The sequence below is a fragment of the Halomonas denitrificans genome (genome assembly GCF_003056305.1).
GTDB classification, from domain to species: Bacteria; Pseudomonadota; Gammaproteobacteria; order Pseudomonadales; family Halomonadaceae; genus Halomonas; species Halomonas denitrificans.
On the sequence record NZ_PYVX01000004.1, the window covers coordinates 273986 to 300316 of the forward strand.

25 protein-coding genes are annotated in these 26331 nt (G+C 68.3%); 8 read left to right on the plus strand and 17 right to left on the minus strand.

Annotated features, from left to right (window positions below):
• Positions 1 to 386 precede the first annotated feature (386 nt).
• From C9F13_RS12975 to C9F13_RS12995, 5 genes are all read right to left on the minus strand, one after another.
• A complete protein-coding gene (locus tag C9F13_RS12975; protein WP_108446682.1) occupies positions 387 to 1400 on the minus strand; it encodes a DUF1214 domain-containing protein in 1014 nt (337 codons plus the stop codon).
• Between the two features lie 312 nt (positions 1401 to 1712).
• Entirely contained in the window at positions 1713 to 2621 is a 909-nt protein-coding gene (locus C9F13_RS12980) for a bestrophin family protein (protein ID WP_108446683.1), read from the minus strand.
• Positions 2622 to 2718: 97 nt separating this feature from the next.
• Positions 2719 to 3222 carry a GNAT family N-acetyltransferase gene (locus tag C9F13_RS12985; protein WP_108446684.1) on the minus strand — a complete coding sequence of 168 codons (504 nt, stop codon included), beginning with the start codon at positions 3220 to 3222 and terminating at the stop codon, positions 2719 to 2721.
• Positions 3223 to 3368: 146 nt separating this feature from the next.
• Complete coding sequence (locus tag C9F13_RS12990; RefSeq protein ID WP_108446685.1) at positions 3369 to 5870, minus strand: YbcC family protein; 2502 nt, start codon at positions 5868 to 5870, stop codon at positions 3369 to 3371.
• Positions 5867 to 7459, minus strand: a complete 1593-nt coding sequence (locus C9F13_RS12995; protein ID WP_108446686.1) for an NADH-quinone oxidoreductase subunit L — start codon at positions 7457 to 7459, stop codon at positions 5867 to 5869. Before C9F13_RS12995 ends, C9F13_RS12990 begins: the two co-directional genes overlap by 4 nt.
• Positions 7460 to 7558: 99 nt before the next feature.
• On the opposite strand from C9F13_RS12995, the gene C9F13_RS13000 reads away from it, so the two are divergent.
• A complete protein-coding gene (locus C9F13_RS13000) occupies positions 7559 to 8458 on the plus strand; it encodes a LysR family transcriptional regulator (RefSeq protein WP_108446687.1) in 900 nt (299 codons plus the stop codon).
• Between the two features lie 124 nt (positions 8459 to 8582).
• Positions 8583 to 9173 (plus strand): LysE family translocator, encoded by a 591-nt coding sequence (locus C9F13_RS13005; protein ID WP_211310966.1) that lies wholly within the window; start codon positions 8583 to 8585, stop codon positions 9171 to 9173.
• Here the strand turns inward: C9F13_RS13005 and C9F13_RS13010 are convergent.
• From C9F13_RS13010 to C9F13_RS13035, 6 genes are all read right to left on the minus strand, one after another.
• Positions 9162 to 9992, minus strand: coding sequence for an AraC family transcriptional regulator (locus C9F13_RS13010; RefSeq protein ID WP_108446688.1), 831 nt, complete (start codon positions 9990 to 9992; stop codon positions 9162 to 9164). The two genes, C9F13_RS13005 and C9F13_RS13010, sit on opposite strands and share 12 nt — an antisense overlap.
• A gap of 234 nt (positions 9993 to 10226) precedes the next feature.
• A complete protein-coding gene (locus tag C9F13_RS13015) occupies positions 10227 to 12425 on the minus strand; it encodes an OsmC domain/YcaO domain-containing protein (protein WP_108446689.1) in 2199 nt (732 codons plus the stop codon).
• Positions 12426 to 12545: 120 nt separating this feature from the next.
• Positions 12546 to 12992, minus strand: a complete 447-nt coding sequence (locus C9F13_RS13020; RefSeq protein WP_108446690.1) for a PliI family lysozyme inhibitor of I-type lysozyme — start codon at positions 12990 to 12992, stop codon at positions 12546 to 12548.
• A gap of 116 nt (positions 12993 to 13108) precedes the next feature.
• A complete protein-coding gene (locus tag C9F13_RS13025; RefSeq protein ID WP_108446691.1) occupies positions 13109 to 13693 on the minus strand; it encodes an acyloxyacyl hydrolase in 585 nt (194 codons plus the stop codon).
• A gap of 185 nt (positions 13694 to 13878) precedes the next feature.
• Positions 13879 to 14121, minus strand: a complete 243-nt coding sequence (locus C9F13_RS13030) for a phage tail protein (RefSeq protein WP_108446692.1) — start codon at positions 14119 to 14121, stop codon at positions 13879 to 13881.
• 213 nt (positions 14122 to 14334) lie between these two features.
• Complete coding sequence (locus C9F13_RS13035; RefSeq protein ID WP_108446693.1) at positions 14335 to 14817, minus strand: GNAT family N-acetyltransferase; 483 nt, start codon at positions 14815 to 14817, stop codon at positions 14335 to 14337.
• 168 nt (positions 14818 to 14985) lie between these two features.
• Here C9F13_RS13035 and C9F13_RS13040 point away from each other — a divergent pair, with 168 nt between their 5' ends.
• Positions 14986 to 15891 (plus strand): cation diffusion facilitator family transporter, encoded by a 906-nt coding sequence (locus C9F13_RS13040; protein WP_108446694.1) that lies wholly within the window; start codon positions 14986 to 14988, stop codon positions 15889 to 15891.
• Between the two features lie 28 nt (positions 15892 to 15919).
• Here the strand turns inward: C9F13_RS13040 and C9F13_RS13045 are convergent, their stop codons facing one another.
• Complete coding sequence (locus tag C9F13_RS13045) at positions 15920 to 16870, minus strand: GGDEF domain-containing protein (protein WP_245888781.1); 951 nt, start codon at positions 16868 to 16870, stop codon at positions 15920 to 15922.
• 116 nt (positions 16871 to 16986) lie between these two features.
• Positions 16987 to 17856: a LysR family transcriptional regulator gene (locus C9F13_RS13050; protein WP_108446696.1), complete on the minus strand. Its 870-nt coding sequence runs from the start codon at positions 17854 to 17856 to the stop codon at positions 16987 to 16989.
• 97 nt (positions 17857 to 17953) lie between these two features.
• On the opposite strand from C9F13_RS13050, the gene C9F13_RS13055 reads away from it, so the two are divergent.
• Positions 17954 to 18454, plus strand: a complete 501-nt coding sequence (locus C9F13_RS13055) for a lactoylglutathione lyase family protein (protein WP_108446765.1) — start codon at positions 17954 to 17956, stop codon at positions 18452 to 18454.
• 82 nt (positions 18455 to 18536) lie between these two features.
• On the opposite strand, the gene C9F13_RS13060 is transcribed toward C9F13_RS13055, so the two are convergent.
• On the minus strand, positions 18537 to 19316 hold the full coding sequence (locus C9F13_RS13060) for a bestrophin-like domain (protein ID WP_108446697.1): 780 nt from the start codon (positions 19314 to 19316) through the stop codon (positions 18537 to 18539).
• Positions 19313 to 19921, minus strand: a complete 609-nt coding sequence (locus tag C9F13_RS13065; protein ID WP_211310967.1) for a lysozyme inhibitor LprI family protein — start codon at positions 19919 to 19921, stop codon at positions 19313 to 19315. The genes C9F13_RS13060 and C9F13_RS13065 overlap by 4 nt, the downstream gene beginning before the upstream one ends.
• 284 nt (positions 19922 to 20205) lie before the next feature.
• On the opposite strand from C9F13_RS13065, the gene C9F13_RS13070 reads away from it, so the two are divergent.
• The 4 genes from C9F13_RS13070 (at position 20206) to C9F13_RS13085 (ending at position 24080) form a co-directional block, all read left to right on the plus strand.
• Positions 20206 to 21756 carry a BCCT family transporter gene (locus tag C9F13_RS13070; RefSeq protein ID WP_108446699.1) on the plus strand — a complete coding sequence of 517 codons (1551 nt, stop codon included), beginning with the start codon at positions 20206 to 20208 and terminating at the stop codon, positions 21754 to 21756.
• A 255-nt stretch (positions 21757 to 22011) separates the two neighbouring features.
• Entirely contained in the window at positions 22012 to 23007 is a 996-nt protein-coding gene (locus tag C9F13_RS13075; protein WP_211310969.1) for a DUF2795 domain-containing protein, read from the plus strand.
• A complete protein-coding gene (locus tag C9F13_RS13080; RefSeq protein WP_108446700.1) occupies positions 23007 to 23522 on the plus strand; it encodes a DUF2795 domain-containing protein in 516 nt (171 codons plus the stop codon). The genes C9F13_RS13075 and C9F13_RS13080 overlap by 1 nt, the downstream gene beginning before the upstream one ends.
• Positions 23523 to 23642: 120 nt before the next feature.
• Positions 23643 to 24080 (plus strand): secondary thiamine-phosphate synthase enzyme YjbQ, encoded by a 438-nt coding sequence (locus C9F13_RS13085; RefSeq protein ID WP_108446701.1) that lies wholly within the window; start codon positions 23643 to 23645, stop codon positions 24078 to 24080.
• 46 nt (positions 24081 to 24126) lie between these two features.
• On the opposite strand, the gene C9F13_RS13090 is transcribed toward C9F13_RS13085, so the two are convergent.
• Positions 24127 to 24480, minus strand: coding sequence for a hypothetical protein (locus C9F13_RS13090; protein WP_108446702.1), 354 nt, complete (start codon positions 24478 to 24480; stop codon positions 24127 to 24129).
• 27 nt (positions 24481 to 24507) lie between these two features.
• Complete coding sequence (locus C9F13_RS13095) at positions 24508 to 26253, minus strand: mechanosensitive ion channel family protein (RefSeq protein ID WP_108446703.1); 1746 nt, start codon at positions 26251 to 26253, stop codon at positions 24508 to 24510.
• Positions 26254 to 26331 lie beyond the last annotated feature (78 nt).

Sequence of the window (26331 nt, forward strand, 5' to 3'; positions counted from 1 at the left end):
ACGACCCTTCGCGGAACTGCCGGGCGATGGAGCGTTCCAGGCCGGCGCCGCCTACTGGAGCTGGAACTCCGCCGGCCACAGCGGCTCGGGCGCCGGGCACCAGCCCGAACGGCAGCCGGTAGCTGTAGAGGTAGGCGGTGCGATGCGCCAACAGCGTGAAGGCGAGCGGCGTCTGGGCGATGCACCCCAGGGCGGGTGTGGCCCTCTCCGCGGCATAACGGCAGCGCAGTAACGCAAGGTCCCCGAGCCGGGTTTCGGCTCAGAGGCCTGTCATTTCACAATCACATACTTGTGTCGGTGTTTCATGTCGAAGCCAAACGGCACGCGTCAGCTCGACTGGCTCATTGAACGTTCAGTTAGTGGACTTTCCAACCCGTCCCCCATGGTCATTCAACGGGTTGTGGTTGCGGAAAGGTCCAGAGCCCTTCGACGATCTTGCTCTGCGGCTGATACATTCGGACAATATAGTTCCAGCCAGGGGTAATGGGGAGATAGTTCGATGCCTCCGGGTCACCGCCGAAATGCACCGTAACTGACCCGTCGTCGTTCTTTTCAGCCGTCACATTGTTCACCGAATAAGCGTCGAGGTCGTTCTCTTGCATGAAGCCATCTTCTCCATAGACGGTCACGGAGACAAAACCATCAACGGGGACCTTCTCTGTGACGGTCAGCGTATACGGGGTTTCCCCGTCGTTGAGCTCTGGAACGACATTGACGTAGATCGCGGCATAGTCCGGGTTCCCCCCCCATCCATAGGCCGTGCCAAGCAGGTGTGAGATGGGATTGAGTTTTGACGCATCGCCAAACATCCCCTTTGCACTGGGGCGGGTAGCGGCAAGAACATTGACGGCATCCCTGATTCTGCTCAGTGATTCCTCATCCCACTCTGGAACATCGAAACTGCCGCTGTCTGCCTGCTGAACGGTGATCTGGTCCTGAAGGGCATTGGCTTCTTGAATGTCTTCATTGCTGCTCGCATCGACAAAGGTTCTGAATAACACGAGCACATATCGGGTACCGATATTTGATTCCGTGAGCGTGTAGTCGCCAGGATGATAGTTGACTGCCAAGGTCGAGTGGTCCTGATTAATAATCTGCATAGACTGAAACCTGTCGTCGCTATCAGGCTTAGTGATAGTGACAGGCGTGTTCAAGTCAAAGACGCCTGCTGAATAGATAGTATCTCTATTCATTCGAATAACGTCTTGCTTATCGATCGGAGTGGGCTGCCTGATGTGAAGAAACTTACCTAATGCACCTTGATTTACATATCTACCGAGCGTTGCGTCGGTCTCTGCACGAATATAGTTATCTACGGTCACCTGCTTTGCGGCAAAAGCTTGCGAGGATATAACTAACGCCATGGCTAATGCGATACACATTCGATGAAGGTGCTTCATTACGGACCTCCGGCGAGGGCATTTTTTATTTATGGGTGCAACGGAAGTTCATGGCCAAACTGACTAGATCGCGTGTTCGCTTATTGACTGGAAGGCGCCATCATGATCAACAGTAGTATCTTGCGGGCTATTTCACCAAGGCCACCGACGGCAACAGAAACCCAAGAAAAGCTCGGTTTCTTCTACAGAATTTTCGCCCACCAGAGCACTCGAGCTGATAGCCCACCTCAAGGCCACTACACAAATGCCCCCGAGCCGGTGTCCCGGCTCGGGGGCGTGTCGTTGGGGCGCAGCAGCCGCGGGTAGCGCCGCCTACTGCAGCTCGAACTCCGCCGGCCGCAGCGGCTCGGGTGCCGGGTCGCCCAGCGCCTCGGCCACGCTGATCTCGTGCACCCGGCAGATGGCGTCCAGCGGCAGGTCGTTGGTCTCGCGACCGAAGGGGAATTCCAGCTGCTCCGAGAGGCGGTCGAGCCCGAAGAAGGTGTAGGCGACGATGGCGGTGAACACCGGGGTGAACCAGCCGGCGCCCGGCGCCAGTCCGAACGGCAGCAGGTAGCAGTAGACGTAGGCGGTGCGATGCGCGAGCAGCGTGTAGGCGAACGGCAGCGGCGTCTGGGCGATGCGCTCCGAGGCGGCCTGGATGCCGGCCATGCCGTGCAGGTGCCGGTCGAGCGCCGCCGCCCCCACCGAGTCGATCTCCCCGGCCCGGCGGGCCTCGGCCACAACCTCGCCGGTCTGCTGGAGCATGAAGGCCGCCGGGTTGCGGGTGGCCAGCGCCTGATCGACCAGGGCCGCGGAGAGCCCGCCCGGCAGGTCCGCGCGCACGTCCTCCTCGCGAAGCTGCCCACGCAGCAGGTGGGCATGGGCCAGTGCGCGCATCATCAGCGCCCGGCGTCGCTCCGGGCTCAGGTAGATGCCGCCGGTCCGCGCCAGGCTGCGCATCTCATAGACCATGTGCCCCCACTGCTGGCGCGCCTCCCACCAGCGGTTGTAGGTCGCCGTGTTGCGCACGCTCAACAGGATCGACAGCGCGATCCCCATGAGGGTGAACGGCAGTAGCGTGTATTCGACGATGCCATCCAGGTAGTGATGGCGAGAGACCCAGGTGACGGCCGTGGCGAAGAGCCCGGCCAGCAGGATGTGAGGGAAGATATGGGGCAACACCGAGCCCTTCCAGGCCAGAATAAGCCTGAGCGCACCGGGGCGTTCACGGACGATCACGAGACAACGACTCCGAACGGCGAAAGCGGCGATGGTGTCACAGCGCCCCGGAGGAGGAAAGCCGGGCCCACGCGCCCCCGTTCCGGTGACGCCGGCGCTAGTGGCGATACTCAAAGAAGGTGTTGCGTGCCCCATAGCGCTCCACCGTCCCCGTCGCACTGAAGCCCAGCCGGTTCAGCAATCGGTGGGAGCGCGAGTTGTCCGGCAGTGTCACCGCCAGCACCGCCTCGAGCGCGTGCGCTGCCATGCCCTGATCGAGCACGGCGGCCGCGGCCTCGAAGGCGTAGCCGCGACCGCAGAACGCGGGCAGGAACGCATAGCCGAGATCGGGGCCCGCCAGCTCGTCCCGCTTCACCAGGCCGCACATGCCGATCGGCGTGCCCTCCCCTTTCAGCTGCACCAGGTTCAGGCCGAAGCCATGGGCCCGATAGCTCGCCATCGGGCCGTGTTCGAGATAGCGAACGGCCTCCTCGCGGGTGCGAACCCCCTTGTCGGCGATGTGGCGAATGAACGAAGGGTCGTTCAAGAGCCGGACGATAAAGTCGGCGTCCCGGTGCTCGAAATGCCGAATCGTCAGTCGTTCGGTGTCGATGACTTTCACCCTGCCACTCCCTGGTTGAACGCTTGATGGGGGATGACGCAGCGGCGCGTCGAGGGGCAGCACGCCCCTCAGCCCCACAGAAAAAAGCCCCCGGCCGAAGGATCGGCGCGGGGGCGACTCATTGTGCTCGCGTGATGGGGTGAGCGCTAGGGCGCGACCCAGCGACCCTCCCGGCGCGCGAGGATCTCGCCGGTCTCGTCGTCCAGGGCAAAGAGGTGCAGCCAGCCGTTGCCCACCAGGGACTGCAGCACCTCGTGGCGGGCGATGATCGCGTCGATCGCCGCCGTGGGCGCCGCCAGGTAGGCGCTCAGGCGCAGGGGCTCGTGGCGCCAGCGCTCGCCGTCGTGAAGCGACTGCATCGGCAGGCCTATGCGCAGGTCGCCGCCGTTGCCCTCGAAGACCCCGATATGCCCGCCGACCACGTTGTGCAGCACCTTGTTGCCGCTGCCGAACTTGCGGTTGTCGGTGACGGAGGCGTTGTACTGCATGTTGATCCAGTGGGCGACGACCATCGGCGCGGTCATGATCAGCTCGAGGCGCGAGGCGTCGGGATCAGTGCGCCAGTCGTAGTCGTGCAGGAAGCTGCGCCCGGCGAGATCGAGGGGCGCGGTGAGCCGACGCGGCGCGGCGATGAAGCTGGCGTTGTTGGCCAGCCCCCACTCCGGGCGGGTCTGGGACCAGTCGGCGCCGCGGCGCTCGAGCACCTTCTCGAGCTCGGGCTCGTTGGCCGCGAGGCCGAGCCGCGGGGCGCGCTCGCGCCGGGCCTGGTCGCCGGCCCCGGCGAGCCAGGCGCGCTCCTCCTCGCTCAAGGCGAAGGCATCCTCCGCGCCCTCCGGCAGCTCGATGCGGTCGGTGATGGTGTGGTGCAGCGCCGGCACGAAGCGGGTCTGCTCGGGAATGACGAGGCCCTGCTCGGCCAGCGCCTCGCGCAGCGCGGGGTCGTTGAGCAGCCGCGCCAGGGCGCGCACCGAGACCTCGCCGGACTGGCCGCCGCAGGCGCCGCACTCGAGCCCCGCGGCGTGGGGGTTGTTGCTGCTGTGGCTGCCGTGGCCCACCAGCAGCACCCGGGGCGCGAGGCGCTCGGTGAGCCCCATGGCGCCGAGCACGGTGCGGGCGAGCGCGACCTTGTCGGCGAGGCTCAGCGCCTCGCCGCTGTCGCGCCAGTGCCAGCTCAACTCGTCCATGGCAAGGGGCACGCGCCCGGCCTTCGGCGCCAGCGAGCGGCGCAGCAGCTTGCCGGCATAGAGCAGACCGCCCGCCTCCACGGCGGTGAAGCTCGCGCTCGCCGTACGGCTCCACTCCTGCAGGCGGGCCTGCCAGTTGAGCCGCTTCGCCGAGCGGGCCTCGCCCTCGCCCGTGCCGCTCTTGAGCGTCACCCGGGGCGCCAGCAGGCCCGGCAGGTGCGGCTGGGAAAGCGCGGCGCCGTCCTGCCGGTGCTCCAGGGGCAGGCCGAAGAAGCCGGCGAAGCCCAGGGTCTGGATCGCCGGGCTCTGGCGCTCCAGCGCTCGACGCAGCGGCTCGGAGCGCACGTCGATGCAGAACACCGCCTGCAGCCGCACCGCCTCGCTCGCCGGGGCCGGCGCGCGCGCCGCCTCGCCCAGGGCCCGCTGCAGCGGATCCTGATAGGCGAGCTCGCTGGCGAGCTGCCACACCCAGAGGGGCTGCTGGGCGTGCAGGTGGCGCTCGACCCGCTCCGGCAGCTCCACGAGCTCGGCGTGCCACAGCCGGGTCAGGCGCTCGGCCTGGTCGGGCTGCTCGGCGCGGACGTAGCGCCACAGCACCAGCTCCCAGGCCAGGCGGATCGCCAGCAGGCTGCGCATGTCTGACGCTGGCGCCTCGCGCTCGCCTTCGACCTCGCCTTCGGGGGTGCCCAGCGCCCGCTGCCACTCCAGGTAGGCGACCCACGCGGCCCAGCCGTTGATGTCGAGCAGCAGCGCCTGGGCGTAGTGCTCGAGCCGGTCGGCCTCGACTTCCAGTTCGGCGATGGCCGCCTCGAAGAGGCCGGCCTCGGTCTCCGGCAGGGTCGCGAAGTAGCGCCGCAGCCGCCGCTCGCCCATCAGGATGGCGATGCCGCGATCCTTGAGGGTGATCTCCCGCCAGTGCTGGTAGAGCCGCTTGCCGCTCGGGGCGTTCAGGCGCTGGGCGTTGAGCGGCCCGTCCTCCTGGTAGTAGGCGGCGCAGAACTGGCTGATCTGCTGGGTGATCTCGTCGCGCCAGGCCATCTTGTGCTGGCGGTCGCGGCGGGCGTCGATCAGGTCGCTGACGTTGTGCCAGTGGGGCAGCCGGGCGAGCTCGTCGACGACCACCAGCAGGTTCTTGTAGCCGCCCGGGTAGTCGAGCCGCTCCGCCGCCGCGGCGAGGTGGCGTTCGGTGATCTCGCCGCGCTGCCAAGCGCCCAGGTAGTGGCTCGGCGGCATCAGGCAGTGGACGTTGCCGAGCGCCGAGAGCCGCGCCGCCACCGTGGCGGCGTCCTCCCCGCGCTGGGTCCAGTACGGGCTCACCGCGATCAGGCGATCCAGCGGCCAGCTCGGAGCGATGCGCGCGCAGGCCCGGTCCAGCGCCGTTTGCTGGGCCTCGGTCAGCGGCGTGTGCGCCTGCTCGGGGGCGTTGGCCGTCCAGGCGGCCTGGGTGTTGTCGAGATGCGTCATAGGGAACTCCCGCGGAAGGCGGTGTGGAGCTGCTTGGCCTTGATGCGCCCGGGCAGCTCGTGGGGCCAGAGCTTCAGGGTGTTACGGGTGACCCACTCGTCGAGGTAGAAGCCGGCGTAGCAGTAGCGGTTGAGCGTCTGCGACGCGGGGTAGTGCAGGCCGTGGCGCTTGAGCCAGTAGCCCGCGAAGAGCAGCAGGAAGAGCGCGCTCACCCACAGGTCCGCCCAGGGCGAGACCGTGTGCCCGGTCGCGGGCAGCAGCGCGGCGAACAGCGACTTGAGGCCGACATAGGCGAGCACCACCAGCGCGGCCAGGCCGAGAAAGCCGACGAGGCCGCCCCTCGTGCGCTCACCCCCGCGCTCGGCCAGCAGCACGGTGAGGGCCAGCGTCAGCAGCACCCAGGGGCTGATCGCCGCGAGGGCCGGGGCCTCGGTGACGCCGCGCGTAAGCATGACGAGCCCCACCACCAGCGCGGTACTGAGCAGGCCCGCCGAGAGCCACTGACCCCACGAGGGGCTGCGGCCGGGGGCGCGGCGGCGCAGCAGGTCCTGCTCGACCGCCTCGCCGGAGCCGAGGAAGGCGTAGGCCTTGTAGCAGGAGTGGGCGAGCAGGTGCAGCAGCGCCAGCTCCACCAGCCCCAGGGCGATCTCGACCAGCATCAGCCCCATCTGCGCGCTGGTCGACCAGGCCAGGCGCACCTTGATGCTGATGCGGGTCATCATGACCAGCGCCGACAGCACGCTGCCGAGACCGGCCACGACGAGCACCAGCGCCTGGGCGGGCGCCGACTGCAGCAGCAGCGGCGAGAAGAGCAGCAGCAGATACCCGCCAAGGTTGATCACCCCGCCGTGCAGCGTCGCCGAGACCGGCGTGGGCGCCTCGACCACCTGGATCAGCCAGCCGTGCAGCGGCAGCTGGGCACACTTGATCAGCGCCGCCAGGGCGAGCAGGCAGGCCGCCGCCTGTTCGGTGAAGGACAGGGCGACGTCATCCGAGGCCTGAATGTCACTATAGGCGCCGACGATGACGCTGATCCGCGCGCTGTCGTGGTGCAGGTAGAGCAGCACGAAGGCGGTCAGGGCGCAGAGCTCGGCGGCGCGGGCGAAGAGGAACTTCTTGTGGGCCGCCAGGGCGGCGCGGGGCCGGTCGGGATAGAACATCAGCAGCTGGTGCATGGCCAGGCTGATGGCGAACCAGGCGAGCAGGAAGAGCGCCAGGTGATCGCTCAGCACCGCCACGCTGACCGCCGCGAACACCGCCTGGACGAGCGCGACGAAGCGCGTCTGGCGAGGCTCGCCCTGCAGGTAGGTGGCGCTGTAGCGCACCACCACGAAGGCGATGAAGTTGGCGAGCAGCAGCATGATCAGCTGCAGCGGCGCGGTCTGCCAGCCGCCCTCGCCCGCCGGCAGCCACCCTGCCGCACCGAGCGCCAGCAGCAGCGCCGAGACGCCGAGGCCGCCGAGCGTGGTGACCTGGGCCGTGCGCCAGGCGCGCTCGCGGGGCTGGCGGGCGCTCCCCGCGGCCCCCAGCGCCAGCAGGATGGGCACCAGGGCCAGCAGCCAGGGGGACAGCGTCTCGATCCACTTCATGACATGACTCCGCTTGTTCAGGTGCGGGCAGTATCGGGCGGGCCATGCTTTAATTAAAATATATATAAATTGAATTTCCGTTCTATAAAAGAGAACGACATGAGCCGACTGAACTATCACCACCTCTACTACTTCTGGCGCGTGGCGGCCGAGGGCAAGCTGACGCGGGTGGCCGAGTCGCTGCACCTCTCCCAGAGCGCGCTCTCGGCGCAGATCCGCAAGCTGGAGGAGCGGATGGGCAAGCCGCTGTTCGAGCGGCGCAACCGCACCCTGGTGCTGACCGAGGCGGGCCGGCAGGTCTTCAACTATGCCGAGGTGATCTTCACCAAGGGGGAGGAGCTGGAGTCGCTGATCAACCACGGCATCGAGCCCGAGTACCAGCACATCCGCATCGGCACCCTCTCCAGCATGTCGCGCAACTTCATCGAGGGCTTCATCGCCCCGCTGCTGCAGGGCGAGGGGCCCAAGGTGCGCTTCAGCCTCTATGCCCGGGGCATGGCCGACCTGCTCGACGGCCTGGCCCGCCACGAGTTCGACCTGGTGCTGGCCAACACCCAGCTGCCGCCCTCGGGCTCGCCCCAGGCCGCCTGGCAGAGCCAGCTGCTGGCCCGCCAGCCGCTCTCCATCATCGGCCCGCCCGACGCCAACCCCTGCACGCCCTTCCCCGAGGGCTACGAGGGGCTGCGCTGGGTGCTGCCCGGCGAGCACCACGAGCTGCGCCGCGCCTTCGACGGCCACTGCAGCCTGCACCAGTACCGGCCGGAGATCCTCGCCGAGGCCGACGACATGGCCATGCTGCGACTGCTGGCCCGGGACAGCGGGGCGCTGAGCGTGCTGCCGGAGGTGGTGGTGAAGGACGAGCTGCGCCAGGGCCGGCTCACTTCCTTCGAGCGGCTGCCCAACGTCTTCGAGAACTTCTACGCCATCACCCTGCCCCGGGAGTTCATGCCGGCCGTGGTCTCGGAACTGTTGGCCCGCCCGCTGCGGGAGCTGACATAAGGGCAAAAAAGAGGGAGGAAACGACAGGGGCCAAAGACAGGGGCGAGCCCGCAGGGCAATTTCCTTCAATACGCCGGGCGGCCGGCGGCGCAGACTCGGCGCTCATCACCCCTGGAGGATGCCCATGAGCCTGTCCCTGCTGTGGCCGATGTCGGCCTTCGCCCTCGCCGCCTCGATCTCGCCCGGCCCGGTGAACCTGGTGTGCCTGAGCAGCGGCACCCGCTACCCCCTGGCCCGGGGGCTGGTCTTCGTGACCGGCGCGAGCCTCGGGTTCATCGCGCTGTTCATCGCCGTGGGCCTCGGCCTCACCTCGCTGCTGACGGCGCTGCCAGGGCTTGAGACCGCGCTGCGCTGGGCCGGGGTGGCCTTCCTGCTTTACTTGAGCGTGCGGCTGTTTCGCGACGATGGGCGCCTACCCGATCACGAGGCCAGGCCGGCGCCAGGCTTTCGCACCGGGGTGCTGATGCAGTGGCTCAACCCCAAGGCGTGGCTCGCCTCGGCCTCGGGGATCGGCGCCTATACCGCGGGGGATGTCGGGCTGCTCACCCTCTTCGCCGCGCTCTACCTGCCCATCTGCTGGCTGTCGCTCTCCGGCTGGGTCGTCGCGGGCGCCTTCCTGCGCCGCCACGTGCAGCGCCCCGGCGTGCTGGTGGCGGTCAATCGCAGCCTGGCGCTGCTGCTCGCGGCCAGCTGTCTCTACCTGCTATTTGGCTAGCGGGCGGCGGTACTGGTTCGGGGTGGCGGCCACCAGCCGCTTGAAGGTGCGCTGGAAGTGCGGCTGGTCGCTGAAGCCGGCGTGCAGCGCCGCCTCGGCGATGGGCGCACCCTGTTTCAGCGCCTGCTGACCGAGCTGTACCCGCCGGTTGATCAGATAGGCGCGGGGGGTGAGGCCGAAGTGGCGCTTGAAGGCGCGGATGAGGTGGCCGGCGCTGTAGCCGGAACGCGCGCAGAGCTCTGCCAGGGAGACCTCCTGGGCGGCGTGCGCGTCGAGGAAGGCGGCGAGCTCGACCAGCGTGGCCGAGGGGATCGCGGGGGCCGCCGCCGGCTGGCCCGCCAGGTGGTGCATCAGCGCCGCGAGGTACGCCTCCGCGCCCGCCTGCTTCTCCGAGACAGGCACGTGCGGGTCGAGCAGCCGGTCGGTCATCCGGCAATAGCCGGCGTACCACTCGGGCGCAGCGATCACCGCGGTGGGGATGTCCTGCCAGCGGGGCGTGTCGATCAGCCCTGCCGCCTGTCGAATCCGGGTCAGCCACGCGGTCTCCACGTAGAGCATGCGGTAGGCCCAGGGCCTGTCATCGATGGGGTTGCAGGCGTGCACCCAGCCGGGGTTCATCAGCACGAGCTGCCCCTCGCGCACGTGATGGCGCGCCTCGCGGTAGTGGAAGGTGCTCTCGCCGGCGGTGATCGCCCCCAGCGACCACTGCTCGTGGCTGTGCGGCGCGTAGCAGACGCGGTGACCATCCTCGATCTGGCGAAGCTCCAGGTGGGGCAGGCGCGCATCGCGCCAGAAGCGGGGAGCAGCCGAGTCCGTCATGGGTCTTTTCACCTCGCGCGGGGCCCCGACAGGGCGGGATCGTTCGACCAGCATGATCGGGAGGCGAGCCGCAGGGCCTCCGCCTCATGCCACCGGCAAGGGTAGCCGAGGTTCAGGGCGTCGCGCACCACGCCGTGACGGCGGCATCGCCGGCGAGCCCGGTGCCGATCAGCCCTGCAAGGGCCAGACGCAGGCTTGAGCGAAGGCCCCGGCGGGCGCCCTCGCCCGCCGGCGTCACGCCACACCGTGCCTGCGTGCCCGGGCGGCGTGCAGCTTCTTGTAGCTCTCGATCAGCCGCTGGTGCTTCTCGAGGCCCTCCAGCGCCATGCTGGTCGGCGTCAGGCCGTGGAAGCGCACGCTGCCGTCCACCGAGCCGACCACGGCGTCCATGGTCGCCTCGCCGAACATGCGGCGGAAATTGTAGAGGTAGTCGTCGAGCTCGAGCTCGTCGTCGAGGGTGATCTCCAGCACCGCGTGCATGGCCTGGTAGAAGAGCCCGCGCTCGACGGTGTTGTCGTTGAACTGCTGGAACATCTCGACCCGTTCCAGTGCCTCCTCGTGCTGGCCGAGCGCCAGGTTGATCAGCAGCTTGAGCTCGAGGATGGTCAGCTGGCCCCAGACGGTGTTCTCGTCGAACTCGATGCCGATCAGGGTGATGATGTCCTCGTGGTCATCGATCTGGCTCTCCTCCAGGCGCTCCAGCAGCGCGGCCAGCTGCTCGTCGTCGAGGGCGTGGAGGTTGAGGATGTCCTCGCGGAACAGCAGCGCCTTGTTGGTGTTGTCCCAGACCAGGTCCTCGACCGGGTAGACCTCGGAGTAGCCCGGCACCAGGATGCGGCACACCGGCGCCCCCAGGTCCTCGTGCACGGCCTGGTAGGCCTCCAGCCCCAGCTCCTCGAGGATGCCGAACAGGCCGGCGGCCTCCTCGACGTTGCTGCCCGAGAAGTCCCACTCGACGAACTCGACGTCGGCCTTCGCACTGAAGAAGCGCCAGGAGACCACGCCGGAGGAGTCGATGAAGTGCTCGACGAAGTTGTTGGGCTCCGCCACCGCCAGTGAGTTGAAGGTCGGCGGCAGGAAGTCGTTCAGGCCCTCGAAGCTGCGCCCCTGCAGGAGCTCGGTGAGGCTGCGCTCCAGCGCCACGTGGAAGCTCGGGTGGGCGCCGAAGGAGGCGAAGACGCCGCCGGTCTTGGGGTTCATCAGCGCCACGCACATCACCGGGAACTGGCCGCCGAGCGAGGCGTCCTTGACCAGCACCGGGAAGCCCTGGGCCTCCAGTGCCTCGACGCCCTCGAGGATGTCGGGGTAGCGCTGCAGTACCGCCATGGGCACGTCCGGCAGGGTGATCTCCTCCTCGATGATCTGCTTCTTCACCGCGCGCTCGAAGATCTCCGAGAGGCACTGCACCTGGGCCTCGACGAGCGTGTTGCCGGCGCTCATGCCGTTGCTCAGGTAGAGGTTCTCGATCAGGTTCGAGGGGAAGTAGACCGTCTCGCCGTCGGACTGGCGCACGAAGGGCAGCGAGACGATGCCGCGATCGGTCCGGCCGGAGTTGGTGTCGATCAGGTTCGAGCCGCGAAGCTCGCCCTCCGGGTCGTAGATGTCCCGGGTGTACTCGTCGAGGATGCCGGCCGGCAAGGCGTCGTCGGGTCCCGGCTGGAACCACTCCTCGTTGGGATAGTGGACGAAGCGGCTGGCCGCGATCTCCTCGCCGAAGAACTGGTCGTTGTAGAAGAAGTTGCAGCTCAGCCGCTCGATGAACTCCCCTAACGCAGAGCAGAGCGCACTCTCCTTGGTGGCGCCCTTGCCGTTGGTGAAGCACATCGGCGAGGCGGCGTCGCGGATGTGTAGCGACCAGACGTGGGGCACGATGTTGCGCCAGGAGGCGATCTCGATCTTCATGCCGAGATCGGCGAGCAGGCCCGAGAGGTTGGCGATGGTCTGCTCCAGAGGCAGGTCCTTGCCCTCGATCCAGGTGCCCTCGCCGTTCGCCTCGCCGGTGGCCTTGCCCATCAGCAGCGCCTGGGCGTCCTCGTCGATGTTCTCCACCACCTCGATCTGGAACTCGGGGCCGGTCTGCACCACCTTCTTGACCGTGCAGCGGTCGATAGAGCGCAGGATGCCCTGGCGATCCTTCTCGGAGATGTCCTCGGGCAGCTCCACCTGGATCTTGAAGATCTGCTGGTAGCGGTTCTCCGGGTCGACGATGTTGTTCTGCGACAGCCGGATGTTCTCGGTGGGGATGTCCCGGGCGTTGCAGTAGACCTTGACGAAGTAGGCCGCGCACATCGCCGAGGAGGCCAGGAAGTAGTCGAAGGGCCCCGGTGCCGAGCCGTCGCCCTTGTAGCGGATGGGCTGGTCGGAGATGACCGTGAAGTCGTCGAACTTGGCCTCCAGGCGGAGGTTGTCGAGATAGTTGACCTTGATTTCCATGGACGAAACACCGGGGTTAGAGTCAGGGGCGTAAGCGCAACCCGCCATTATCCAGCTTTAGCCGCCCCTCGTCTCGACCCCGGGCGAAAATCCGTCGCTCGGGTGAGGCCCCGCCCGGCGTCACTCCCCCTTGGCGAGGGCACGGCGCAGGGTGGCGACGGGATCGGCCTTCGGGGCTAGCCCGGCCACGGCCCCCCGCTCCACCAGTCGCTCCCCGACCAGCGCGAAGGCCCGTGCCGACAGGTAGCCGCCCGTGCCCACGGAGCGCGCGACGACGATGATCTCGGGCCGCTGATCGCCATCGAGATCGGCCAGGCGCGGCGCCTCGAGCACGCCGTCGCGGGGGCGAATCAGCCCTGAGAGGAAGAAGGTCGTGGCCTCCTCGGGCGGGGCGGCCGCGTAGACGCGCACGCTGACGCTGCCCAGCGAGCGTGCCTCGCGAGCACCCTCGGCGACGACGACGGTCTGGCCCGCCGGCAGGGACAGCGTCATGATCGTGGGCTCCGCCCCCTGCGCGGGGACGGAGAGGGCCAGCAGCAGGCCCAGGGCCACGGCGGGGGTCTTCATGCTCTTTGCTCCTTGGTGCAGGGTCGATGCGGCCCGCTGGCGACCGCCTCGCCACGGGCGGCTCGTCTCGGTTCCGCTCGAGACGCCCCCTTTCCGGGAGTGGGGCGGCCACCCCGCTATTCGAATCGATAGCGAAACTCGATCATGTGGAAGTCCGCCCCGGTCGTGTCAGACCCATTCACGGCGGCATCGGAGTAGTGAAGAAACCGATAGCCGACCCCCAGCTGCTGGTAGAGCGGAATGCCGAGCCCTGCGGTCAGGGCGAACTGGAACGGCCCGCCATAATCCTGCGAGCCGAAGCGATGCCGACTGAACAGGGCAGCTCCCGCGCCCAGATCCAGGAGAAAGCGCCCGTCATCGCTTCCCAGCGTGACTTCGGGGATGAGCGACACGACGAGCGCCTCTTCTCCGGCTCCCCGCAGGAGGCCGGCACTCGCCATCAGGCGGGTGCCCATCCCCCATCCCGACGCGGAATAGTGCTCCCAGGGCAGGGCGAGGTTGGCCGAGAGGTCATACTCCTCGAAATTCTCCGGCGCGTCGTCGCCAAGCAGGGTCTTTTCGGACACTCGCGCGCGCAGGCTGAGGCTCTGGAGCGTCGGGTCGTCGGAGAGGCTTTGGCCGGGAACGAGCAGGCAGCCGACGAACATCGGCAGGAGGCCGAGATACGCTAACTGGCGAGAACGATCCGTGACGGGCAGCATCGGTACCTCGGACCCCCAGCCGACAATGAGAGACACGCCCTGCCACGGCGGCGATATCGGAGCCAAGCGGGCGACTTCCCTGATATGACCATAGCCCAGTCCGGAACGAAGGAGGCCCCGAGCCGCCGGTTCGGCTCGGGGCCTGCGAGACCTCCCGAGGGAAGGCCGTCAGCGCCTCAACGTATTCAGTCCCGGGAGGGGTAGATCCCCTGCAGGGCGATGCAGTAGTGCAGGTTGCCATCCAGGTTCTTGGTCTTCAGGTCGGGCAACGCGAAGGTCGTCCTGCCGTCGCCTCCATAGGTAGCGCCGATCAGGGAGAACAGCGCCGTATTCTGCTCGATCTGCAGCTCCTGGCCCTCGCAGAAGGCCCAGCCTCTCGGGGCGAAGGTGTAGGGAAACAGCTGAATCTGGCCGATAAAGGGTTCCATGGTGCCATCCTCGTTGCAGTGCCGGCGCCCGGTGGCGACCGGCTTTCAGGCGTCGACTCGAGGGCCGTGTGAGGGGCCGTCTCAGTCGAAGCGCTTAATCAGCCTAAGTAACGATTCTCATATCAGCAAAGCCAGGAGGTATGCCCAGACTCGTACCGCATGACGCCCGCGTCCCCCGTGGTGCCCACCGGCAGGCAGGCGTCACCGCCCGGGTCAGGCCGAGGCCCCGAGGTCGCGCTGCATGATGGTCACCGCCTCGCCGCCGTAGTCGCGGGCCTCGCGCTCCCGCCACCCAAGCCGCCGATAGAGCGCCTGCTGGTCAGGGGTGTAGAGGAAGCAGCGCGCGATACCGTGGGCCCGGGCCTCCTCCTCCACCCGGCGCACCAGCGTGGAGGCGAGTCCCCTGCCCCGCCTCTCGGGCAGCACGTAGACCGAGGCCAGCCAGGGCGTGAGCTCGGGACGGTCGCTCATGTCGTCGACCACCAGACTCGCCATGCCGACCGGACGCTCGCCGGCCAGGGCGGCGAACACCGAGGGCACGCCGGCCGGTCCGCACTCGTCGCGGAAGGCCTCGACGGCGGCCGCCAGGCCGCGGCCGGGATGCAGGTGTCCCCACTCGGCGTGGGCCCAGCCAGCCAGGGTGGCGACATGGGGCGAGGAAGGTGCGATGCGGGCGAGGCGAAGGCCGGGGTCCATGGCGGGCTGTCCTTGTCGGGGCGTGGGCTCGGGTGTCGAGCCGAGCGACGGGTGAATGAGGCGCCAGTATTGCCGTTGACGGCGCCCGTGGCCAGGGGCGGTCCCGCCGGCTCCCCAGGACGGCGGGGCTCGGCTAGACTCGGGGTTTTGCCCATCAAGGACGATGCCATGCCCGCCGCCCTCGAACAGCGCGCCCTCACGCTCTCCATCGCGATGACCCTGATCGTCGCGAGCCTCGGGGTGGCCCTGGGGCTGCTCGCCGGCTCGCGCTCGATCCTCTTCGACGGCGTCTTCTCGACCATCGACGCGGCCATGTCGGCACTGGCGCTCGCCGTGACGCGACTGATCGCCCGGGAGGTCAGCCAGCGCTTCCAGCACGGCTACTGGCACCTGGAGCCGCTGGTCGCGGCGCTCAACGGCGCCATCCTGCTGCTGCTCTGCTTCTACGCCTTCCTGAACGCCGTGCAGGGGCTGATGGCCGGCGGCCACGACCTGGCCTTCGGCACGGCCATCGTCTACGCCGCGGTGGTCACCGTGATCTGCACGGCGATGACGCTGCACCAGCGGCGGCTCAACCGCCGGGTGGGCTCGGAGTTCGTGCGCATCGACATGCACGGCTGGCTGATGGCGGCGTTGATCACCGGCGCCCTGCTGGTGGCCTTCGTGATCGCGCTGCTCCTCGAGCGCACCGCCTATGCCCACCTCACGCCCTACGTCGATTCGCTGCTGCTGGCGCTGCTCACCCTGGGCTTCCTGCCGGTGCCGCTCGGCATCGTGCGCCGGGCGATGAAGGAGGTGTTCCTGATCGCGCCGCGCGACATCGACCGCGAGGTGCACGCCGCCATGGCGCCGGTGATGCGACGCGAGGGGCTCCTGGACTACAACAGCCACGTCGCCAAGGTGGGGCGCGGCCACTTCATCGAGATCCATGTGGTCACCCGGCCGGACTTCGCCGCCGGGCGCGGCATGGTCGAGCTCGACGAGATCCGCGCGGCGATCGCCGCGGGGCTCAGCATCCCGCCCGAGCGGCGCTGGTTCACCGTCTCGTTCACCGCTGACCCGCGCTGGAGCTGACGCCCCCCGGGCGGGGGCCGAGCAGGCCCTACGCCCGGCTGGCCTCTTCCTGCTCCTTGCTCTCGTACATCAGCGCGTCGCCCGCCTGCAGCAGGTCCTCGATGCCGCGGTGGCGCTCGGGGTGGAACTCCACGATGCCCGACGAGAACTGGATCTCGTAGCCTCGATCGGCGGCGCGATTGTGCTCCGCCAGCGCCTCGTCGAGCCGGGCGATGTAGCCCTCGGCCGCGCGCTGGTTGGCGTTGGGCAGGAAGGCGACGAACTCGTCGCCGCCCAGTCGGGCGACGATGTCGGCGCTGCGACAGGTGTCGATCAGGGTGTCCGCGAAGGCGACCAGGGCGCGATCGCCCTCCATGTGCCCATGCGAGTCGTTGATCTCCTTGAAGCGGTAGAGATCGATGAAGACCAGCGCGGCCGGCATGTCGTGGCGGCTGCAGAGGTCGAGGCTGTTCTGGGCCAGCGTCATGAAGCCGCGGCGGTTGGCCAGGTTGGTCAGCTCGTCCAGGGTGGCCAGCTTGACCATGGCGAGCTCGCGCTCGGCGATGGCCGCCAGGTCCTTGAGGGCCTCGATATCGCCTTTCGAGAACTCGCGGGGCCGGCGGTCGATGATGCAGAAGGTCCCCATCTTCCGCTGTTCCATGTCGGTGATGGGACAGCCGGCGTAGAAGCCGATATGGGGCGGGCCCACGACCAGCGGGTTGTCCGCGAAGCGCTCGTCATGGCGCGCGTCGGAGACGATGAAGACGTCGTCGCCGTGGATCGCATGGGCGCAGAAGGCGAGATCGCGATCGGTCTCCCTGACGTCGAGCCCCGCCGCGGACTTGAACCACTGGCGATCCTGGTCGACCAGGCTGACCAGGGCGATCGGCACGTCGAACAGCCGCCTGGCCAGGCGGGTCAGACGGTCGAACCGCTCCTCGGCCGGCGTATCAAGAATGTCGAGAGAGCGAAGCGCCTCGAGGCGCATCTCGTCATCCACCGGTTTCCCTGGCCTTTTCACACCGTTCTCCTGTGAGGGCTCTCCCGCGAGCCCGATCGTGTCGCCGCGAAGACTGGCATGCCCGCACGCGGGTGACAAGCGCGCGAGCCCCCGTGCTAGAGATGCTGCAGGGCCTCGTCCACCACCGTCGCCACGCGATTCGGCATCGCCTTGCGACGATGCGCGGCCAGATAGAGGGTCTCGCTGACCGGGTGCGCCAGCGGATGGACCCTGACCCGGGCGGGCCGATCGAAGGCCTCGACCGCGTGGGCCGGCAGCACGGTGAAGCCGAGGCCGAGGCTCACCGGCTCGAGAATCAGGCCGATCTGATTGGAGAACCCCGCCTTGGCGAGCTGCTGGACGTGCTCGAACTCGGGATAGTTGGCGCCCAGCAGCAGGCCGGCGTGGTGGGCGCCATCGGGATGGTCGATGAAGCCCAGCTCGCACAGCGTCGCCCAGTCGGGCTCGGTCACCGCGGCGGGCGTGACCAGCCGCAGGGGCTCCTCGGCCACCGGCCGGACGCTGACGTCGTCGAGGGTCGAGCGCGCCGTCATGAGGCCGACATCGACGTCGCCGGCGGCCATGGCGCGCTCCACATCGCCATTGGGGGCGAAGCGGTAGTCGATCACCAGGGCGGGGTGACGGCGCTGCAGGGCCAGCAGGCGGCGATAGAGCTTGAGGCCTACACTGCCGGGGGACATCACCCGCACGAGCCCCTCCCAGGCGGGATCCGCCGCCACCCGCTGCTCGAGGTTGCCGAGCGCCAGCACGAGCTGGCGCCCCTCCCGATAGAGGCGCTCCCCGGCGTCGGTGAGCGTGAACCGCTTGCCCTGGCGCACCAGCAGCGCGCAGCCCAGCTGCTCCTCGAGCTTGCGCACCTGCTGGCTGACCCCGGACTGGGTCATGTGCAGCCGCTCGGCGCTGCGGGTGAAGTGCCCCACCTCCACCAGGGTGCAGAAGGTCTGCAGCCAGTTCAGGTTGATCATTACACACCGGACTCATAAAGATGATGAATGATAATTTTAAGTGATCACCCAGACTTCGTACACTGCCGCCATCCACCACATGAACGGAGCGGACATCATGAGCAACGCCTACCCGAGAAACTTCTCCCACATCGGCATCTCGGTGCCGGACCTGGACCGGGCCGTGGCCTTCTACACCGAGGTGATGGGCTGGTACCTGATCATGGCGCCGTCCGAGGTCGTCGAGGATGACAGCGCCATCGGCGAGATGTGCACCGACGTGTTCGGCAGCGGCTGGGACCGCTTTCGCATCGCGCACCTCTCGACCGGCGACCGGATCGGCGTCGAGCTGTTCGAGTTCAAGAACGCCGAAGACCCGGAGAACAACTTCGAGTACTGGAAGACCGGCGTCTTCCATTTCTGCGTGCAGGACCCCGACGTCGAGGGGCTGGCCAAACGCATCGTCGCCGCGGGCGGCAAGAAGCGCATGGCGAAGCCGCGCTACTACTACCCCGGCGAGAAACCCTACCGCATGATCTACATGGAGGACCCGTTCGGGAACATCCTCGAGATCTACAGCCACAGCTACGAGCTGACCTACAGCGAAGGCGCCTACTAACCTGCTGTCGAGCCAAGCCCGGCATCATGAACGAGGCCCGAGCCGGTGATCCGGTTCGGGCCTCATGCCGCTGGCGCCCCGATCAGCCGGCGCCGCGCATCGCCTCAAGGAGCCGCTCGAAGCGCAGCGGCTCGACGAAGCCCGGCGCGCTGAAGGGGTTGGAGAAGGCAACGATGAAGTAGAGCACCAGCCCCGTGTAGACGCCGAACAGCAGCAGCAGGGTCAGGTTCACCGGGGTCGGCGGGAAGGGGAAGTAGCCGATCGACATCACCACGATGCCGGTGATCGCCGCGAAGAAGAAGAGCTCGTTGGTGCCGATCAGGGCCGCGGTCTCGCGGTTGATGCGCAGCTCCGACAGCTCCCGCGCCTGCGCCACCATGATGTCGCGCAGGGCCTCCTGACGCAGGCTCTCCGGCACCAGGTCGAGGATGGCCTCGTAGACGTGGCCCCACTCGGCCCAGGCCTCTTCGTCTAGCCGTCCCTCCCGGGCCAGGCCTTGCCACTCGCGCTCCAGCACGATGCCCGTGTAGCCGACGAGATGGGCCCGGATCGACGCGGTGGCCTCTCCATCGTAGCGCTCGAGATCGTAGTAGATGTCGCCCACCAGGGTGGCCTCGCGAGTCATCGCGTGGCGCGCCTCACTGAAGTTGAGCAGCTCCTGGGCAAAGATCAGCGCCAGGATGAGGCTATGCAGGGCGCCGATGCGAAACAGCACGGAGCCGGCCAGGTCCTTGGAGTGCTGATCGGCGCGGGCCAGCATCACCCGGCGCGCCAGGAGATACGGCACCAGGGCCAGGGCGCTGGCGACCAGCACGATCACCACGACCAGCAGGCCATTGGGCAGGTGGGCGAGCAGGCTCACGGCGCCGCGGCTCCATTCCCGGATGTGCCGACAGGCGTAATCGCGGCCTCCCGACACCTCATCGCTGGCGCCTCATGGCCCCAGATGATCCGAGCGCCCCACGGCGCTGTCTCGAACGCCTCGTTGCGCCCGCGGTAGTCGCCCTCCGATAGGCGATACATCAGCGAGACGCTGTCCCCGCGTTCGGCGATCAGGGTCGACGGTTCGGTCTCGAAGAAGGTGACGACGACCTCGTTGGCGGGGTTGCCGTCGCAGTGATAGGCCACCGGCCCAAGCGAGGCCACCAGGCGATAGTGGGCCTGAAGCGCCGCGATGCGGCGCACGTAGGCCTCGTGAACGCACGCTCGTCGATCGACACGCTTCCAGCACTCGTCGCGCCCCTTCAGCCAGCCGCGCTGCTCGGCGACCAGCCGCGGCGGGTGCTCGTTCGCCGCCACACGACGGGCAGCCGCATGGGCGTCGGCCAGCCGTCGATCCAGCCTCGACAGCGCCGGGTCCTGGCAGATCAGCGCCTCGATGCTGCCCGCCGCGACTCGCTCGCAGGCGTACGAAGGCCCTGTCTCGCTGGCCTGCACAGGCGCCGCCGCGAGCACCAGCATCGCCATCCATCGGATCATGACGCGGCTCTCGGTTGTTGGTCTCGTGGCGGACCTGCCGCCGACGCTCAGATTCTAGTCGAGAGCGGGGCGGATCGCCGCGAGGCCCCTCCCATCCCACGAGCGGTGCCGGGCATCCCGAGGCCATCCTTTAGCCCGCAGGTGGGTCTGTGGTAGGATACCGGCGCTCTAGTCGGCGTTGCGTCTTGGAAACGCCGAAAATCCTTCCAAACTAGAGCATCTCCCCCATGCCCCAGAATGATCAAACCGCCGCTACGGCTCGGACGGGACTCATGTCGCGGCTCGGCGATCCTCTCGTGCTGTTGCTGACCATCGGCTTCATCATCGCCTTCGTCGGCCTCTCGCTGTACGACATCCAGGGCGTGGCCGACGGCATCGCCAGCGGTTTTGCCTGGACGGCCGCCACGATGGGCACCTATTTCCAGCTGCTGCTGCTGTTGACCTTCCTGGTCGGCATCGGCGTGGCCATCTCCCCCGCCGGCCAGGCCCGGGTGGGCAACCTCGACTCGCCACAGATCAGCACCTTCAAGTGGCTGTCGATGATCATGTGCACCCTGCTGGCCGGCGGCGGCGTCTTCTTCGCCGCGGGTGAGCCGATCTACCACTTCGTGGTCACCCCGCCCGCCTTCGACACAGAGGCCGGCACCCCGGAAGCGATCGCCGGCGCCCTCGCCCAGTCGTTCATGCACTGGGGATTCCTGGCCTGGGCCGTGCTCGGCACCCTCACCGCCGTCGTCCTGGCCCACGCCCACTACGTCAAGGGCCAGCCGCTGCAGCCGCGCACCCTGCTCTCCCCGGTGCTCGGCGAGCGGATCATGAAGGGCTGGTTCGGCAGCGTGGTCGACGCCTGCTGCGTGATCGCCGTGGTCGCAGGCACCGTGGGCCCCATCGGCTTCCTGGCCACCCAGGTGAGCTTCGGCCTGCATGAGCTGTTCGGCGCCTCCGAAGGCTTCGGCACCCAGCTGATGATCCTCCTCGCCCTGGCCGTGGTCTACGTCACCTCGGCGATGACCGGCATCCACAAGGGCATCCAGATCCTCAGCCGCTTCAACGTCTTCCTGGCGCTGGCCATCGCCGCGGTGATCTTCGTCTTCGGTCCGACGCTGTTCCTGACCAACGCCTTCACCCAGGGCTTCGGCGAGTACCTCACCTCGTTCTTCGCCATGGCGACCATGACCTCCGAGACCGCGCCCGCCTGGTGGATGCAGTGGTGGACGGTGTTCTTCTTCGCCTGGTTCATCGGCTACGGGCCGCTGATGGCGATCTTCGTGGCACGCATCTCGCGGGGCCGCTCGATCCGCCAGATGATCCTGGCCGTGGCCGTGATGGCGCCGATCGCCACCGCCATGTGGTTCACCCTGCTCGGCGGCTCGGGCATCCACTACCAGCTGACCGGCGTGATCGACCTCACCGAGGCGCTCAACAACTTCCAGTTCGACGTGGCGACCCTGACGGTGGCCCAGGCGCTGCCCGGCGGCGGCCTGATGGCGATGGCGATCCTGGTGCTGACCAGCATCTTCGTCGCCACCACCGGCGACTCCATGAGCTACGCCATCGCCGTGGTCTGCACCGGCCATGACGACCCGAACCGCCTGGTGCGCGCCTTCTGGGGCATCGCCATGGCGATCATGGCGGGCATCCTGCTCTACATGGGGTCCGGCCAGATCAGCGCCCTGCAGCAGTTCATCGTGATCACCGCGATCCCGGTCTCGCTGGTGCTGCTGCCCTCGCTGTGGACCGGCCCGCGGGCCGCCTACGCCATGGCCCGCGAGCAGGGCCTGGTGGCCGAGCGCACCGCCAGGGTGTCCGCCGCCAAGCACTGAGGCACCACCTCGCCCCCGGCGACCGAGCCGGCCGCCCTCCCCGGGCGAGTCGCGATGACAAGGCCCCGAGTCGACGATGACTCGGGGCCTTTTTCGTCTGCGGACACACGGTCGTCTCTCCTCGCCCAGCGCGAGGGGCAGGCAAGACCCACCTGTGGGCGGCTACCCTCAACCATGAACGTCATGGTTTGCACCGCACGAGGCGAAGGCGGCAGGTGCCACCCTCGACGCCCGATGCGGTGAAGGAGGTGCCAGATGGCAGACGACGTGGAGAAAGGCGATATCTACTTCTTCTATCGGCCCCGGATCGATGTCGATCGGGTCCAGGGCCTCGATGACGTCCAGCGCTTTTACCTGATCCTGGTGCCGGACGCTGCCGAGAGCGCTCGGCTGCTGCTGGTGGGCAAGAAGCGCATGCCGGAGATCCTCGAGGGCACGCAGGCGTCTACCGCGCGGAAGTGGGCGATGGTCGACATGACGGGCCCGCCCGAGGCTGTCGGCGAGGCGCTGGCGCCGCTGGAGTACGAGACGAAGACCCGCGGCGAGCGCGAGCAGGGGGAGGCCATCCCCGTCGGCGAGGGGCGCTATGCCATCGTTGCCGACGACGGCGACTCGCGCCTGGCCTATCGCCTGGACAGCCCGTCGCAGCCGGGCCGGGCGCAGGCGGAGCTCGGCATCCTGGCCGAGGCGAGCTACGTGATCTCGGTGCGCAACCCGGACCTCGAAGTCCCCGGCTTCCCCGAGGACCGGCCGGACTATCCCGAGACGCTGCGCGAGAAGTTCGCCGACGAGCGCTGGATCGCCGTCGACGATGCCCGCCTGCTCGACTACACCAATGCTCAGCTGCTGCTCATCGGCGCCCACGACGACCTGAGCGAGGAAGCGGTCTCGATCACCGGCAAGGCGGCGCTGTTCGAGACCCTGGGACTGAAGCGGCGGGAGTGGCCCACCGAGGCGCTGCAGGCCGGCCGGCTCACGGAACCCTCCCTGCGACCCGACGCTCGCGAGCCGGAAGGCGACCCGAGCAAGGGCGGCCGGCGCGGTGGCCGGGCGGCTCGCCAGACGGCCTCGGCCTCCGGCATCGCCCATGCGCTCAAGGGCGTCGACCTGCCGTGCCGTCGGGCCGAGCTGGTCCGGCAGGCCGAGGCCAACGGGGCCGCCGAGGAGATCATCGAGGCGCTGACCGCCCTGCCCGACCAGCGATACGAGACGATGGCCGACATCCAACGGGCCTTCGGGGAGGTGCACTGATGGCACGCTTCATTTGTGACATCTGCGGTGACGAATTCGAGCAGCGGTCTCGCTACGAAAAGCACCGGCAGACCTCCCATCCCCGCCAGGCGGTGTCTTCCGCGGATATCGAGAAGGCGCTCAAGGGGGTGACCTTTCCCCAGCGGCGCGACGCGCTGTGCGAGGCCATCGACGACGAAGACCCCGAGGTGCGCCGCATCGTCGCGCGGCTACCGGCCAGGAAGTATCGCGATGCCGCCGAGGTGGCGCGCGCCTTCGGCGAGCTGCGCTCCCATGAGACGCTCCCCGACGACCAGCCCAGCAAGACCGGCGGCGAGCGTGCCCTGCAGGCCCCCTCGGCCGCCCGCTTCGCCAGCCTCTTTGCCGGCCTGCGGTTCCCGGCCAGCCGCGACGAGCTCAAGGCCCACGCCCGCGGGCGGGCCAGCGAGGAGGAGCTGCGAACGCTGGAGGCGTTCGGCGAGCACACTTACGAGAGCATGGCGGACGTGGCCAGGGAGCTGGGGCGCGTCACCTGAACGGACGACACCCTGCTCGAGGCGCGGGGTGGTCGAGCGTGGCCGAGGGCGCCCGGGATGCAGGTCGCCAGGGTCTCCCCTATGCTGGGCGCCTGAACCAAGACGGGAGACATCGAGACCATGTGGGACCAGCGCGAGATCACCCTGTCGCCTCGGGCGCGGGGCTTTCACCGGGTCACCGAGGAGATCGTCAGCGGCCTGCCGCGGCTGGCCGAGGTGCGGGTAGGCCTCCTGCACCTGCAGCTCTTGCACACCTCGGCCTCGCTGACCCTCAACGAGAGCGCCGACCCGGACGTGCGCCACGACATGGACGCCTTCCTGCGCGACCTGGTGCCCGGCGACCTGCCCTACTTCCGTCACACCCTCGAGGGCGATGACGACATGCCCGCCCACGTGGCGGCCAGCCTGTTCGGCACCCAGCTGACCGTGGCCGTGCGCGAGGGCAGCCTGGCGCTGGGCACCTGGCAGGGCATCTGGCTCGGCGAGCATCGCGACCGGGGCGGCGCCCGCCGGCTGATCGCCACGCTTCAGGGCAGCCTGGACGGCGTCGGCGGCTGACGCCCGGCAGCTCAGGCGTTTAAGGGCCGGCGCGCCCAGCGGCCGATCACTCCCCGGAGAGCCGCTCGACACGCTCCAGCGTCAAGCGCCGCCCCTCCGCCCGCGAGAAGCGAAAGCGTCCCTCCACCCGCACGGCCTCGCCGAGGTAGGGGGCGATGCGCTCGTGGGGGAAGATCTCGACCCGGTGCAGGTCCTCGTCCTCGATCCAGTAGTGCAGCGGGTCCTCGAAGCGGCGCACCACGCCCTGTGTCGCCACGCGGGTGTCGTCGTGGGCCGCGGGCCGGGTCGCCAGCACCGGCAGCGGCACCTCGGCGACGCTGTCCTGCTTGCCGCAGCCGGCCAGCAGCACGGCGACCAGGCCGGCGACGAGCAGGCCCGCGGGCCTCGTGCAGGGTGTCATGGCATTCCTCCCTCTGTATGTGCCGAGCTATCGAGACGACGAATCGGCGTCATTCGCCTTGCCCGGGTCGAGGGCTTCCACCCTGGCCGGCCGCCGGAGGTGCCGCTTGGCCGGGGTGTCGCCCAGGGCGATGTCGTGGTCGCTGAGCACCACCACCGACCGGGGCCACCACTCGGGGTGATGGTCGCGGATGAAGGCCAGCAGCTTCTCGCGCACCTTCGCCTCGGCCGCCCAGGCGCCCATGGGCTCGGCGCCCATCAGGTAGAAGGAGACCTCCTGGGTGGCCGCGTGCTGGCCCGTCACGTGGCAGGCCAGCGCATGGTGGTCGATGACCGACTCCTCGGCCATCGCGAACTCCTTGAACTTCTCGCGCAGGGTCGCGACGTCGGCGCTGAGATGCAGGGTCAGCGCGATGGTGCGATAGAGCTTCGCGTTCTTCGAGGAGAGGTTCTGGTAGGGCTGCGAGACGAAGTACTTCACCGGCACGACCAGTCGCCGCTCGTCCCAGGTCCGCAGGCGGATGAAGGTGTAATAGATCCCCTCCACATGACACCACTGCTCCTCGAAGATCAGCAGGTCGCCGATGCGAATCGGCTTGGTCAGCGAGAGCTGGAAGGAGGCCAGGATGTTGCCCAGCACGGCTTGGCCGGCGATGCCCACCAGCACCGTGACCACGCTGGCCGAGGCCAGCAGCGTCACGCCGAGGGTCTCGAACAGGCTGACCTGGGCGATCACGTAGATCGCCACGGCAAGCACGGTGGTCAGGATCACCGCGCGACGCAGCGCATGGAGGGTGGTCAGCAGCTGCCGGTCGTCGCGGCTCTTGGAGTCGTCGATCTCGCCCACCAGCCGACGCGTCATGCGGATCAGCAGGGTATCCACGAGCCGCACCGCGATCAGGCCCACGCCCCAGGCCAGGATGATGACCAGCAGCCCCCGGAAGACGGCGGTGACCGCCCCCGAGAAGGACACCACATAGTCCAGCAGCCACTGCGCCAGCAGCGACATGCTGATGAAGGCCATGGGCAGCCGGATCATCTGCGCGAAGACGCTGGAAAGCCCCGCCGGCAGGCGGCTGGCTAGCAGCCCCATCAAGGCATGGGTGACCCCGCCCACCGCGCCGATGAGGCATAGGAAGATCGGGATGGCGAACCACTCCCAGAGCTTCAGGGCGCCGAACGATACCTGGAGGCGCTCGGGGATGTGATCCTCCAGCCAGGAGGGGCCATATTTCTCATACAGCCGGGGAATCGCGGAGATCGTCTCCGGGGCGATCAGCCAGACGGGGTCCTGCTCCCCCACCCGATAGCGGGCGATCCGCACCTCGTAGCTCCGCCCATCGAGCTCGAGACTGGCAAGCTCGAGGTTGCGCCGCGGCTGACCGGCGCGGGCGCTCTTCCCCGAGGTGTCCACGACCATGGCATCCTGGCGCGAGGAGAGACTCGAGACGTTGATCCACTCTCCCCGCTGCAGCACGGCGGCGAGCTGCCTGGCCAGCACGGCGCCACGCTCGGCCTGCTCGTCGGGGGGCAGATCGAGCAGGTTGAGGAGGTGGGCCGCGGCCGCATAGTCCTCCTCCTGGGTCAGTTCCAGAAAGCTGCGTACCGCGTCCCGCGGCGTCCGGCGTTCGACCTCGTCGGGCGGCTCCCCGAGGCCGGCATTCAGCGACTCGATGCTGAGCCAGCGCGGATTCTCCGCCTCCTCCTGGGCCAGGCCCAGACAGGAGACGGCCAGCAACAGCATCGCCAGGAGCCCGGCAAGCAGCGTCTTCATAGGCCTCCTTTCCCGGTGGTCGTGCCTCAACCGTATAGGTTTTCGTCCTCTTTCCCGCCACCGGACCACGGGGTAGGG